This window comes from Gaetbulibacter sp. S0825, from assembly GCF_011777505.1.
Lineage (GTDB): Bacteria > Bacteroidota > Bacteroidia > Flavobacteriales > Flavobacteriaceae > Pontimicrobium.
This window is the reverse complement of the sequence record NZ_JAATJT010000004.1, coordinates 1-13,422: the sequence shown is the minus strand read 5'-3', so window position 1 is coordinate 13,422 and position 13,422 is coordinate 1. Positions and strand designations below refer to the sequence as shown.

Annotated in this window: 12 protein-coding genes, 1 other RNA gene and 1 pseudogene; 7 read left to right on the top strand and 7 right to left on the bottom strand. The window is 32.4% G+C overall.

Features of this window, described 5'->3' with window-relative positions:
• Window positions 1–8: 8 nt before the first annotated feature.
• The 4 genes from HB672_RS14380 to HB672_RS14365 are packed head-to-tail and all read right to left on the bottom strand — an operon-like array spanning window position 9 to window position 3,498.
• Window positions 9–713 carry an HAD family hydrolase gene (locus HB672_RS14380; protein WP_167770226.1) on the bottom strand — a complete coding sequence of 235 codons (705 nt, stop codon included), beginning with the start codon at window positions 711–713 and terminating at the stop codon, window positions 9–11.
• Complete coding sequence (gene kdsB / locus HB672_RS14375; RefSeq protein WP_167770225.1) at window positions 704–1,432, bottom strand: 3-deoxy-manno-octulosonate cytidylyltransferase; 729 nt, start codon at window positions 1,430–1,432, stop codon at window positions 704–706. The genes HB672_RS14380 and kdsB overlap by 10 nt, the downstream gene beginning before the upstream one ends.
• 36 nt (window positions 1,433–1,468) lie before the next feature.
• On the bottom strand, window positions 1,469–2,044 hold the full coding sequence (locus HB672_RS14370; RefSeq protein WP_167770224.1) for a DUF4126 domain-containing protein: 576 nt from the start codon (window positions 2,042–2,044) through the stop codon (window positions 1,469–1,471).
• Window positions 2,045–2,073: 29 nt separating this feature from the next.
• A complete protein-coding gene (locus tag HB672_RS14365; protein ID WP_167770223.1) occupies window positions 2,074–3,498 on the bottom strand; it encodes an AAA family ATPase in 1,425 nt (474 codons plus the stop codon).
• 124 nt (window positions 3,499–3,622) lie between these two features.
• On the opposite strand from HB672_RS14365, the gene HB672_RS14360 reads away from it, so the two are divergent.
• From HB672_RS14360 to rsmD, 3 genes are read left to right on the top strand one after another with little or no spacing between them, the layout of a single operon-like run.
• Window positions 3,623–4,360, top strand: a complete 738-nt coding sequence (locus tag HB672_RS14360) for a hypothetical protein (RefSeq protein ID WP_208864234.1) — start codon at window positions 3,623–3,625, stop codon at window positions 4,358–4,360.
• Between the two features lie 25 nt (window positions 4,361–4,385).
• A complete protein-coding gene (locus HB672_RS14355) occupies window positions 4,386–5,165 on the top strand; it encodes a DUF3822 family protein (protein WP_244306628.1) in 780 nt (259 codons plus the stop codon).
• A complete protein-coding gene (gene rsmD / locus HB672_RS14350; RefSeq protein ID WP_167770222.1) occupies window positions 5,166–5,711 on the top strand; it encodes a 16S rRNA (guanine(966)-N(2))-methyltransferase RsmD in 546 nt (181 codons plus the stop codon). It abuts the gene before it with no gap.
• 34 nt (window positions 5,712–5,745) lie between these two features.
• On the opposite strand, the gene rnpB is transcribed toward rsmD, so the two are convergent.
• Window positions 5,746–6,066: RNase P RNA component class A (gene rnpB, locus HB672_RS14345), an RNA gene on the bottom strand.
• 125 nt (window positions 6,067–6,191) lie between these two features.
• Here rnpB and HB672_RS14340 point away from each other — a divergent pair.
• The 3 genes and pseudogenes from HB672_RS14340 (at window position 6,192) to HB672_RS14330 (ending at window position 9,087) form a co-directional block, all read left to right on the top strand.
• Window positions 6,192–7,941 (top strand): annotated as a pseudogene (locus HB672_RS14340) (DNA polymerase III subunit gamma/tau).
• Window positions 7,941–8,495: a hypothetical protein gene (locus tag HB672_RS14335; protein ID WP_167770221.1), complete on the top strand. Its 555-nt coding sequence runs from the start codon at window positions 7,941–7,943 to the stop codon at window positions 8,493–8,495. Before HB672_RS14340 ends, HB672_RS14335 begins: the two are co-directional and overlap by 1 nt.
• Before the next feature lie 10 nt (window positions 8,496–8,505).
• Window positions 8,506–9,087: a tRNA-(ms[2]io[6]A)-hydroxylase gene (locus HB672_RS14330; protein WP_167770220.1), complete on the top strand. Its 582-nt coding sequence runs from the start codon at window positions 8,506–8,508 to the stop codon at window positions 9,085–9,087.
• Here HB672_RS14330 and HB672_RS14325 read toward each other — a convergent pair.
• Together HB672_RS14325 and HB672_RS14320 are read right to left on the bottom strand one after the other, a co-directional pair.
• The gene (locus HB672_RS14325; protein ID WP_167770219.1) at window positions 9,084–9,992 is read right to left on the bottom strand and encodes a rod shape-determining protein; all 909 of its coding nucleotides are present in this window, start codon (window positions 9,990–9,992) and stop codon (window positions 9,084–9,086) included. The genes HB672_RS14330 and HB672_RS14325 overlap by 4 nt on opposite strands.
• Window positions 9,993–10,119: 127 nt before the next feature.
• Window positions 10,120–10,605 (bottom strand): histidine phosphatase family protein, encoded by a 486-nt coding sequence (locus HB672_RS14320; protein ID WP_167770218.1) that lies wholly within the window; start codon window positions 10,603–10,605, stop codon window positions 10,120–10,122.
• Between the two features lie 401 nt (window positions 10,606–11,006).
• Here HB672_RS14320 and HB672_RS14315 point away from each other — a divergent pair.
• A partial coding sequence (locus HB672_RS14315) for a SprB repeat-containing protein (RefSeq protein ID WP_208864233.1) occupies window positions 11,007–13,422 on the top strand: 2,416 nt, incomplete at its 3' end.

The window sequence follows — 13,422 nt, the reverse complement described above, 5'->3', positions numbered from 1 at the left end:
TTTTTTATCTAATTTAAAAATTTTATAATATCTCGTAAGCTACTTACTGTTTTATAGGCTTTTCCGTTGGTTTCTTCTTCAGTTACTTGTTCATGAGCCCATGTGGTATGAAAAGGTACATGAATAGCATGTGCTTTAATATTAACTAATGGCAAAATATCCGATTTTAATGAATTTCCAATCATTAAAAACTCTGAAGGATTAATATCTAAATGATTTAATAATTTAGAATAGTTTGCTTCCTTTTTGTCGCTTAACACTTCTATATGATGGAAATAATCTGTCAATCCAGATTTTTCCAGTTTTCGTTCTTGGTCTAATAAATCACCTTTAGTCGCTAAAATTAATCGGTATTTTTTTGAAAGTGTTTTTAAGACGTCTTCTACACCATCCAACAATTCAACTGGTTGATTAAGCATTGATTTTCCTATATTCAAAATACTAGACAAAGTTTTATTAGATACAGAGCCATTAGATATTTCGATAGCAGATTCGATCATAGACAACACAAATGCTTTTACACCATAACCATACAACCCTAAGTTGTCCATTTCTTTTTTAAAGAGCTCTTGATCAATCTTATTCGCAGTTTCGTATGGACTTAACAAACGTGCAAACTCCAGCTCAGCGTCTCTAAAGAATGTTTCATTTACCCAAAGGGTGTCATCGGCATCAAAGCCTATAACTTTTATATGTTTATAGTCTACTTCCACAGTTTTTTTGCTCTTGCTAAATCTTCAGGTGTGTCAATTTCTACACCTTCTATATTCGTCTCTACCATTTTAATTTTTTTACCATATTCAAGGTATCTAATACATTCAATCTTCTCGGTAGCCTCAATAAATTGCATTGGTAAATTACTAAAATCTATGAGTGCTTGCTTTCTAAAAGCATAAATACCTTTATGCTTAAAATACCTTGCGCCTGCTTGTTTGTCTCTAGGATAAGGAATTGGGCTTCTGGAAAAATACAATGCAAAATTTCGTTGGTCTACAATGACTTTTACAGTATTTGGGTTTGAAATTTCGTCCCAATCTTTAATTTCTACCATAAGAGACGCTAAATCTATTTCTTTATCTGAGTCGTCATGAAATACATTCAGTACTTTTTCTAAACTAGAGCGCTCAGTAAAAGGTTCGTCGCCTTGAACATTCACAACAATATCACAATCTACGTCCTGAACAGCCTCAGCAATACGATCGCTTCCAGATTCATGCTCTTTCTTACTCATAATAGCTTTCCCACCATTGGACATGATTTCATTGAAAATAACATCGCTATCAGTTACCACATACACATCATCAAATAACTTTGTGGCAACAGTCGCTTCGTATGTACGAAGTATTACTGTTTTACCTTCAAGGTCTTGCATTAATTTTCCAGGAAATCGAGACGCACTATAGCGTGCTGGAATCATCGAAATTATTTTCATTTGGTTGTGCTTTCTCTAATTTCAAAAATACAGTTTTTAAAAGATTTTAGTGCTTGTTCTTTTAATCTTTTTATAAATTTTAAAAATGATAAATCCAATTATTAAAACTAGGATAAAGCCAATGATAGGCAAAAAAATAGATACAATAGAGGTAACTACTGCTGTTCCTGTTTCTACAGTTGAAATTACTGGATTTCCTATTCCTGCAGTTGTTGCAGTTGATGCTAATCTTGTAGCTCCAGAGGCTCCAGAGATTGCTGCTGCTGTGCCTCCTCCTGCTATAATAGCCAAAGCCCAAGTAATTTCAGGACTTAAATTGGCAACCGTAGAAACCATAACTGCTGTTCCTGCAATGGCTGCCAAAGGCACAGCAATAGTGTCTAATAAATTATCGATATAAGGAATGTAGTAAGCGAAAACCTCTACTAACGTTGCTACTCCTAAAATGATTAAAGCAGTCATACTGCCAATCCATTGCCAACTTTCGTTAAGTTCCCAAACATTAAAATAGGATGCGAGACTTAAGGCAAATAGTGGTAAGAAAATTCTAAAACCTACTGATGCTGCAAGCCCAATACCCAAAAATATGCTAATAATAGTTTCTGTTGTCATGCTTAAATTTACTAAATAGATTTCAAAAACTATGTCTCAAAATAGTCATCTTTAAAGCCAATTAAATATAGTTTTTCTTTTGCTCTTGTAACTGCCGTGTAAAGCCATCTTAAATAATCCCTATTAATACCTTCTGGTAAATATGGTTGTTCAACAAATACCGTGTTCCATTGACCTCCTTGAGATTTATGACACGTAATGGCATACGAAAACTTTACCTGTAAAGCATTCAAAAATTTATTGTTTTTCACTTTTAAGAACTTCTTGTAAGATGATGTTTCATCCTCATAATCTTTTAACACTTCTTGATAAAGGTTATTAGCTTCTTCATAAGGTAATGATGGTGTTTCCAAGTTAATGGTATCTAGCATTAATACTGTTTCGAAAGGACGCATCTTTGGATAATCGACCATTCGCACTTTAACTTCAGCAAAGCGAAAACCATATAATTCTTTAATGCTAAAAACTTCTAGCACTTCAATAATATCGCCATTAGCAATAAAACCTGCCTCACTAGTTGGCTTTAGCCAGAAATAATTGTTTTTAACAATCATTAAATAATCACCAGCTGTCAATTCATGTTCGTTAAATAAAATTCGAGAACGAATTTGTTGATTATACATGTTGGCGCGCTTATTAGAGCGAACAATAATGGCTGTTTCTTCATTACCAAGAGTACTGTAAGCATCATTAATAGCATCCATGATTTCGTAGCCATCTACGAGTCGCACAATATCTATAAAGCCTCTTAAATTAAACTGGAATGTATCAAAATAAGAACCAGCTATAGTTTCTCGCAATAAAGTTGCGTTAAATAGAATGCCAGAATCTTGCTCCTGTCTAACAACTTCATCTAACTCCATTATAGTTACTTCTTTATTGTAACTCAAGCTCAATATATTTTCGTTTAAAGCTGGACTTAAATCGAGTTTAACTGGTGGTAATTGTGCAGTATCTCCAATTAACAATAATTTACATTGGTGTCCAGAATACACATATTGCATTAAATCGTCTAATAAAGATCCACTTCCAAACAAACTACTTTGACCTGGAATATCTGATATCATCGAAGCCTCATCTACTATAAAAATAGTTTTTTTATACTTGTTGGGCGCTAATACAAACGACATTTTACCACTGTTTGAAATTCTTGCTGTATAGATTTTTTTATGAATAGTGAACGCTTCTTTTTTAGAGTAATTAGAAATCACTTTTGCTGCTCTACCAGTTGGAGCCATTAATACAGCACTTTTTTTTGCTTTCCATAAATTTTTAACAATGGTACCAATAATTGTTGTTTTACCTGTTCCTGCAAAACCTTTTAAGACATATAATGCATTTGGTGAAGTGTCAATAATATAATCTGCAAGTTGCTGTAAAACAATGTTTTGTTTAAGCGTTGGCTCAAAGGAAAAATCATTATTTATAAGTTTATAAAATTCTGAGGAATTCATTAAGTTTTAATACAATTATTGAATTTATCAAAGATATAAATGATTTTTACTAACAATAACTTTCGTGAATAAAAAAAAATTGTAGATTTGCGTTAGTCCATTAATTAATTTTAATAAAATCACTATGTTGAATATTATTGTTGCAGCTGTAGTTGTAATCGCTCTCACAATTGGAATCGTTTGGGTAATAGATAAATATGTTCCAAAAAAGGTTAAGCCATTAATAATGATTGTCCTTTGGGTACTCATTGGTTACTTAGGATATTCCACTTTCATGTCTGTTTATGGAGAAATTCAATTTAACAAACTAAAAGATAAGCGCTACGCTGAAGTCATTGAAAATTTAATTGATATTAGAGATGCTGAATTAGCACATAGAACTGTTACTGGAAGATTTGAAGGTGATTTTAACAACTTAGTTAAGTTTATTGATACTGCTGAATTTACAATTACAGAGCGTCGTGACACTTCAGTTATCGATGTTGAAAAAACTAGACTTTTTGGAGTTGACACATACAAAGACGAAATAATTGTTGACACTCTTGGTTACGTATCTGTAAAAGATTCTTTATTTGGCGCAGATCCTAGATATAAAACAATGATGAACATCCCGTCTGCAGAGCCAGGGTCTAAGTTTGAGTTAAAAGCTGGTTTCTTAGAAGAGAATGGATTTAGAATTCCTGTTTTTGAGGCAATAGCAATGAAATCGGTAATATTATTCGATCAAGATAAAAACTTTGTTGCAAAAGAAAACCAAGTGGTTTCGGTTGATGGTGTAAATGGTGACGCAATAAAAGTAGGATCAATGGAAGAAGTTAAAACAACTGGTAACTGGCCTAAAAACTTTTCAAACGAACAGTAAAACAAACATATTACAGAATACTGCATTGTCCATTCAAGTTAGCTTGAGTGGACTTTCTTTTTGCATCTTGAATACAAATACACAGTCGGTCGTTTTTTTTAAAAGTTTTCCTTTTGAAAAAAAAGGAAATCCTAATGACTTGCTTGATAAATTGACACACCTGTTTAATACTGAAAGTACTTTAAAACAATCTTTCAAATCAGTAACTGTTATTCATGAAAATGAATTATCAGCGTTAGTCCCAAAATCGTTATTCAACGAAGACCATTTGGTAGATTATTTAAAATTTAATTCTAAAATTCTTCGCTCAGATTTTATAACTTATGACGAAATCTCAGCAAACGAAAGTGTTAATGTATATGTTCCTTACGTAAATATTAATAATTATTTATACGATATTTTTGGTGAATTTGAGTTTAAGCATTTTTCTACCATCGTTATAGAAACCATTCTGAAGCTAGAAAAAAACACTAGTGATACCAAAATGTATGCACACGTAAGCAATTCACATTTTGAAATTATTGTTACTAAAAATGGACAATTACAATTGTACAATACGTTTGATTATACTACTAAAGAAGATTTTATTTACTATCTATTATTTACGGCAGAGCAACTAGGTCTAAACCCTGAAGAGTTTCCTCTTGTTTTATTGGGTAATGTTACTAAAGAAGATGAGCTCTTTAAAATTGCTTATACTTATATTCGCAATGTTTCAATTATAAAAACCAGCACAAAAATCACCTTAGCAAATGGTGTTAACGAAGATTGTTTGTCAAATCTTGTGCTTTTAAATAGTTTCTAAATGCGTATTATTTCTGGGCAATACAAAGGCAGGCGTATTACTGCGCCAAAAAAGCTACCTGTTAGACCAACAACAGATATGGCAAAAGAAGCTTTGTTTAATATTTTAAACAATCGCTACTATTTTGATGACATATCAATACTCGATCTTTTTGCTGGAACTGGAAATATAAGCTATGAATTTGCTTCGAGAGGAACTGAAAATATTACTGCAGTTGATAAAGATTATGGTTGTACAAAATTCATTACGCAAACTGCAGAAGAATTTGAATTTGATATTCAAGTGATAAAAGCCGATGTTTTTAAATATCTAGAAAAAACTAAGCAAAAGCACAATATTATTTTTGCCGACCCTCCTTACGATTTTGACATTGATGCATTTTCAAAAATCCCTGAACTAGTTTTTGAAAATGAATTACTTGAAGAAGATGGGATTTTGATTGTTGAGCACTCCAAACATACCGATTTGTCAAGTTTAGCAAACTATTCCTATTCCAAAAGCTATGGAGGCAATAGGTTTAGCTTTTTTCAAAATACATCAGAATAAAAACAAAGCTCCAAGAATTATCATGGAGCTTGTTTAATTAAGTAAATCTATAAGCCGAATTCTGTCCGATGACGACGTTACCGTGTCACGGCCTTATCATTTATCTACATTTACTGTTACCAGCAAACTTTAGCTGTCTACCCTCCAACATCGCGCGTGCTACGCTCAAACATTGGTTTACATGACATTGCACCACATAGAGTTTACCTGGTTTCACTACAGCATGACCTGTACATTCTTTCTGTTGCACTTTTCCTAGCCTCACGACTGGTGGCTGTTAGCCACTATGTTGCACTATGGTGTTCGGACTTTCCTCAGTGGCATTTATAGTCACTGCGATAAGGCAATCTACTTGCATGCAAAATTACAATAATAATGCCATAAAAGGAATGACAATTGTTAATAACTCGCTTTAAATTTAGTGACCATAATTCTTAAATTTAAGCTGAATTTTTAACTTTGCTATTCTAAGATTATTTAATGGAACACTTTGTAGTATCAGCACGTAAATACAGACCACAAACATTCAAAGATGTTGTTGGTCAGCAAGCTATTACAAATACTTTATTAAATGCTATAGAAAATAACCATTTGGCTCAAGCCTTATTGTTTACAGGTCCTCGTGGTGTTGGTAAAACTACATGTGCGCGAATTCTTGCCAAAATGATAAATAGCGATGGTAACGAAAGAGAGGATGAAGATTTTGCGTTTAACATCTTTGAACTGGATGCAGCATCCAACAACTCTGTTGATGATATTAGAAATTTAACAGATCAGGTTCGTATTCCGCCACAAGTTGGCAAATACAAGGTTTATATTATTGATGAGGTACACATGCTATCGCAATCGGCATTTAATGCCTTTTTAAAGACACTGGAAGAACCTCCAAAGCATTGCATTTTTATTCTTGCAACTACCGAAAAACATAAAATTATTCCAACCATCCTATCTCGTTGTCAAATATTTGATTTTAAAAGAATTACCGTAAAGGATGCAAAAGAACACTTAAAATATATTGCCGAACAACAAGATGTAGATGCCGAGGATGATGCACTCCATATAATTGCGCAAAAAGCTGACGGCGCAATGCGTGATGCGTTATCTATTTTTGATAGAGTGGTAAGTTTTTCTGGAAAACATTTAACAAGACAAGCTGTTACAGAAAACTTAAACGTATTAGACTACGAAACCTATTTTAAAAGTACTGACCTAATTCTTGAAAATAAAATTCCTGAATTGCTATTACAATTCAACCATACTATTTCAAAAGGGTTTGACGGTCATCATTATATAGCTGGTTTAGCATCGCACTTTAGAGATTTATTAGTTTGTAAAACACCTGAAACTATAGATTTACTAGAAGTAGGTGACCAAACAAAAGAAAAATATTTAAAGCAAGCGCAAAAAGCTTCACAAAGTTTTTTATTAAAGGGAATTGAACTTGCAAACGATTGTGACCTTAAATACAAAACTAGTCGAAATCAGCGTTTGCTTGTAGAATTATGCCTCATGCAACTTGCCTCTATCACTTATGATGGAGAAAAAAAAAAAAAACAGCAGTAGCCACTTTATAATTCCTGCTTCATACTTTAAAAGCAAAGGCATCACTCCTATTCCTGTTAAAAGACCTAGTAAAACCGAAAACCCATTAGAGTCATCTGTTGTTAACGAACCAGATCCTAATATTGCTAAAGAAGCATCGCCTGAGAAAGACATTGCAAAAAAGCTAGCTGAAAAGAGACCTAAAATAATTTTGAACAAGCAATCAAAAGCTACTTCTGGTCTGTCCCTTAGCAGTATAAAAAAGAAAAAAGAGCATCTTATTAGACAAATGGAAGTTGTGATTGATGAAGAAAATCTTCCAACAGATTCATTTTCTGAAAAGCACATGCAAGCAGCTTGGGAAGAGTTTGTTGTTAATCTTGAAAAAAAAGGAAAATACAATTTAGCTTCCATTTTACGAATAGACACACCTAAACTATCATCGGAAACAGTGATTAACGTGGTTTTTCCAAATTCAACAAATAAGGTAGAAGTAGAAAGACAGCAATACGATTTACTAGCTTATCTTAGAAAAAAACTGAACAATTTTTCAGTAACTCTAGATATTACTGTTAATGAAGAGTTAGAAAAACAATATGCATACACGCCTATTGAAAAGTATGAAAAACTAAAGGAGAAAAACCCAAATATAGACTTGTTGCGTAAAACCTTTGACTTAGATATATAATGAAGAATTACTCAATCATATTATTTCTTATAGTAATAACTATAGTAACATCCTGTGATGGAAGAGATAGAGCTCTAGAAAGTAATAAAGAGCGCGTATCTAAAAGCAATTTATCTATTGATGCTATTGAAGTTATCAAATTTGTTCCCGAACAATATCTTAAAACTGTTACAGATACTATAATAGATTCTAAAACAAATATTCAAGTGTCTTACTACTCATCATCTAATAAGTCTGTAATTATTGCAAATAATGAGCATAATAGACATAATGAAACACATTATAGAGAGTTTGAATCTGAGATAAAAGTCTTTAAAAATGATAAACTTTTATTTAAAGACATTATTAGTAAAAGCAATTTCATAACTAATGAGCAAAATTTTTGGGAAAATGCTGTTTTGCAATATGTTTGGTTAGACGATTTTGAGAGTAGTGATGATAATTATAAACTATTTTGCTCCTTTTTAGTGCCAGAATCTGAAAACTATAAAATGTACAGTATTCATTTTAACAATTCTGGAGAGAAAACAATAAGGCTTATTGAAACCTCATAATCAAATAATTATGTTAGGACTTAAACTACCAACAGATCCTCGCTGGGTTAACATTGTAGAAAAAAACATTGAAGAAATACTTACTGATCATGCCTTTTGTGAGCAAAAAGCAACAAGTACAGCAATTTCTCTAATTGTGAGCTTTCCTGAATATACTGAGTTGGTTCAAGAAATGATTGAGCTAGTTAAAGAAGAAATGAGTCATTTTAAAATGGTACATGACATTATTCTAGAACGTGGTTATAACTTAGGTAGAGATAGAAAAGATGATTATGTAGTGCAGTTACTAAAATTCTTCCCAAAAGGAGGTAGTAGAACCACACAATTGGTGCATCGTTTACTATATGCAGCTCTTATAGAAGCTAGAAGCTGCGAACGATTTAGGTTATTATCTGAAGAGTTACAAGACAAAAAGCTGGCATCATTTTATAAAAAATTAATGATTAGTGAAGCCAACCATTATACAATGTTTTTAGGTTATGCGAGACAATATGGAGATCGAAAAGAAGTTGATAATAAATGGCAAGATTTATTGGAATATGAAGCTCAAATCATGAAAAATTTAGGAAATAAGGAAACCGTTCACGGTTAACTAATAACCTTACTAGAAATAGTTTCGTAGTACAAACTCTTTATAATTCCATCAGACAATCCAATTTTTGGTACATAGATGTGCTTCGCCTTACTCCATTTCATTGCCGATAAGTAAATTTGCATTGCAGGAATAATAACATCGGCTCTATCCTGATTTAAATCTAATTCTGTAATTCGTTCTTCGTACGAATAGGATTTTAGTGTATGATAATAAGTGCTCAAATAAAAGTATGTAAGTGGTTTACCGATAGCTTTACCAGAAATTTTAAAAATTTTATTAATATTTCCACCAGAACCAATCACATCAACTTTATCGTATTTGTTTGTATTGGTTTTGATCCAATTTTCCAGTTCTAACCAAGTTTCCCGTTTTACAATATCATTTAAAAGTCTTACAGTTCCAATTTTAAAGGATTTAGAAGTCACTTTTTCGCCATTATGAATAATAGAAAATTCTGTACTCCCTCCACCAACATCAACATAGACATAATTTCTGTTATTATCTATATATTCATGCAAGTCCGTTTCTGCAATTATAGCAGCTTCCTCTTCACCATCAATAATATCAATTTGAATTTTAGAATGTTCAAATATTTCCTGTGAAATTTCTTTTCCATTAGTAGCCTCTCGCATAGCAGAGGTTGCACATGCTTTATATTTTTCAACCTTATGCGATTTCATAAGCAATTTAAACGCCATCATTGTGTCCTTTAGGCGTCTTTTGTTTACATTGGAAATTGTGTTTTTTAAAAACACATCGGCTCCTAACCTAATTGGAACCCTTACTAGAGAACTCTTTTTAAAGCGTGCAGGTTTCCCTTCTTCCTCAATAATTATTGCAATTAATAATCTAACAGCATTTGAACCAATATCTATAGCTGCATATTTTTTTATAACTAGCATTAATTATTGAAGTGTTTTTTTGTTGGCATAAAAAATAAAAAGCAGATTTATCAATACTTCAAATATATAAAGTCTTTTATTTTTAAGATTAAAAACTTTGGTGTAGTTTTTAACAATTCATTAAAAATCACTTTAAATCTCTTGGGAAAATAGTTAAAGTGGTTATTCCTTTTTTAATATCATTCCAATCATCAACATCAAAAGATATTTTAATCAACCCAGATGTAGGAACATTATCAATATACTTAGAACCAAACGAATTTACAATCGAAGTTAAGGCATAATTATGTCCAAAAATCATAACCTTATTCAATTCATTATCTAAAGATTTGATGAAATTGATTAGTTGACTGCCACCAAAATCATAAATCTCCTCCTCAATTCTTACATCAATACTAGATTTATACAAATTTTCTACAAATATTTTACAGGTTTTTCTTGCACGTACTGCTGGACTTGTAAAAATAGTATCAGGAGTGAAATTAGTTTCTTTAAAAGAACTTGAAACCAAGTGAGAGTCATTAATTCCACGTTTTTTTAATGGTCTCTCTCTATCACTAACATTATGCTCCCATGATGATTTTGCGTGTCTAACAAAAGTAATTTTTTTCATAATATATCGTTTAAATGCAATTTTTATCGATAAAATGTTGTTTTTTTCGGTTTTAACGTTTACTTTGGCACTCTAAAATAATAAATAATGTACAACCGACTAAATACCAAATTAACCGTTTAATAGTATACCCAAATCGTTTTAACGAATTTTTAAGTTATATAGCATTAATATTTGTTAACGATACAGTATATCTTTTGTTTTGTTATAGAAATTAATGAAAATGATCCCAAATCTAATTCAACATTCTAATCCATTCGCACTTTTTAGTGCTCTTCCCTCACATTATAATCGAATTAGTTCATTACGTGTAAGATCGTACATGAATATTTGGGTTTTAATCAACAAACAATAAAAGATTTAATCGCTTAGCGAAAAGTTTTAGTTAATCATTATTAGATATGAAAACAACTGCTACACTAGTAATTTTAATTTGTTTCAATGTGTTGACCATGTTTGGTCAGCAAACAGGTGGCGAATCTGCCGATTGGCCAAAAAGAACAGAGTCTGTTCAAGAAAAGGCCGCCTTTGAAACATTATTAAAGAAAAGAGCATTGAAGTACAATGCTCAAAAGGCAATTTCACTACGTTCAAGCGCATCGACTCCAAGTTTAGTTGGAACTTGTAATATTATTACTTGTGGTGGATTTGGTCTTGGAGAAACCACACCTAACAGTGGTTGGGGTGGTTTTAAAACAGCCTTGGATGGTAGTAGATATGCTGCGAATGTAATGTATGACTGCTGGAAAGATAACGGAACCGTTGATTATTCTGAAGGACAATACATTTCATATTCCAACTCAGATGCAAATATTGATACCCCAGGAATCATATCACCTTCTCCAGATGGAGGGGGATTTGCTATTTTTTCATACAAAAATGAATCTATACATCAAGATTTGGCTGTATCACCAAATACAAACTATACTGTTTGTTTCGAATTAGCAGTTATTCCAAGATATAGTAATTCAAATGGTGAGTTCGATGAATTCAACCCTAATTTAGAGTTTGGAATTGGTTCAGGTGGTGTTCAAATTTCAGATGCCTTAACTTATACCCATAATGACTTAACAATACATCCAGCTTCAGATTTTCCACCAAAACTTACAAATGCCACTAGCGGTAATAATGGGTTTCAAAATCCCGGTGGTTGGACAGAAATTGATCCTTTTTGGGAGACAATATGTGTGACATTTAAATCTGATAATTCAGGTAATGTTAATGTATTTTACAGAACTGGTAACCCTGGAGAGTCTGTTGTTCTTGTTGATGGTTTAAGATTAAGTATGGAAGGATATGCAAATCCTCCAAAATTTACAAGTACTGTTGAAAGTAGTAAGACTGTTACATTTTGCGATCCTACAACTGTAGATTTGGATACTTATATATCAACTACATCAATTAAGCCTCCAAATTCTTTTCTAACATGGAGCACAAATGTAGATCCATTAGTATTAAGTGACCATTTAACAAATACTAATGTTACGGCTCCTGGTACATATTATGCTTTTTATTATAATAAAGTTGATAATTGTGCATCACCTGCAGCTGAGTTGATTTTAGCTTTAACAAATCTGGATGGAAATGTTGTATCTAAAACAGATGTTGTTTGTGAAGATGATACAACTGGAAAAATAACTGTAGAAGGAATAGAAGGTGTGCCTCCTTATACCTATTCAATAAATGGTGGAACTACTTATCAAAGTAGTGATACCTTTTCTAATTTAGGCTATGGAATTCATACAATATTAATAAAAGATTCTGCGGATTGTACAGTTGAGGTAAGTACTTCAATTTTGTCAACAGATAAAGAAGATCCAATTATAACAGCCCCTGGAGATTATACTATTGAAGGATGTGATCAAGATAATATTAGTAATTTAATATTTAGTAATACACTGGAGGAAATTACTTTAAGTGAACTACAATCTGCATTAGATGGTGGTGGAAATGCCTCTGACGATATTGCAATTGATACCATTACTTATATAGACGAAATTATATCAAGTGATACTTGTTCTACAGAAATAAAAAGAACATTTACTGTAACTGATACCTGTGGAAAAACAGCATCAGATACACAAACAATTATTATCGAAGACACCACAGCTCCTACATTTAACGAAGTTTTACCTAGTGATATTACTGTTGAGTGTGATGCCGTACCTGTTCCAGAAACCTATACTGCTAAAGATAATTGTACAATTGCTAGTGTTGTTTTTAAAGAAGATAGAACTGATGGTAGTTGTGATTTTAATTATATTTTAGAAAGATCTTGGACTGCTATAGATGAATGTGGTAACCAAATTACTCATACACAAACAATAACTGTTCAAGATACGACTGCACCTATTTTTGTTGAAGCACTTCCTGCCGATGTAACTGTAGAATGTGATGCTTTACCAACAGCAGAAGTATTAACTGCTACAGATAACTGTGGTGATGCTGTTGTTACATTTGACGAACAAAGAACAAATGGTAGTTGTGATTCAGATTATATTTTGGAAAGAACATGGACTGCTACTGATGCATGTGGATTAGAAACTTCACATACTCAAATAATCACTGTTCAAGATACGACTGCGCCTACATTTGTTGAAGCACTTCCTGCTGATGCAACTGTAGAATGTGATAACGTTCCTACTGCTGATGTTTTAACTGCTACTGATAACTGTGATGCTTCTGTAACAGTATCTTTCACTGAAACTACTGATGGTGACGCTGATGCGTGTCCTTCTGAGTACACAATTACTCGTGTATGGTCTGTTAGTGATTGTGCTGGTAATACAACGTCTCACACTCAAACTATAACTGTAG

Coding starts and splice junctions, on each gene's coding strand:
- kdsB (WP_167770225.1), bottom strand. CDS start 1,432: ATGAAAATAATTTCGATGATTCCAGCACGCTATAGTGCGTCTCGATTT.
- HB672_RS14370 (WP_167770224.1), bottom strand. CDS start 2,044: ATGACAACAGAAACTATTATTAGCATATTTTTGGGTATTGGGCTTGCA.
- HB672_RS14365 (WP_167770223.1), bottom strand. CDS start 3,498: ATGAATTCCTCAGAATTTTATAAACTTATAAATAATGATTTTTCCTTT.
- HB672_RS14360 (WP_208864234.1), top strand. CDS start 3,623: ATGTTGAATATTATTGTTGCAGCTGTAGTTGTAATCGCTCTCACAATT.
- rsmD (WP_167770222.1), top strand. CDS start 5,166: ATGCGTATTATTTCTGGGCAATACAAAGGCAGGCGTATTACTGCGCCA.
- HB672_RS14335 (WP_167770221.1), top strand. CDS start 7,941: ATGAAGAATTACTCAATCATATTATTTCTTATAGTAATAACTATAGTA.
- HB672_RS14330 (WP_167770220.1), top strand. CDS start 8,506: ATGTTAGGACTTAAACTACCAACAGATCCTCGCTGGGTTAACATTGTA.
- HB672_RS14325 (WP_167770219.1), bottom strand. CDS start 9,992: ATGCTAGTTATAAAAAAATATGCAGCTATAGATATTGGTTCAAATGCT.
- HB672_RS14320 (WP_167770218.1), bottom strand. CDS start 10,605: ATGAAAAAAATTACTTTTGTTAGACACGCAAAATCATCATGGGAGCAT.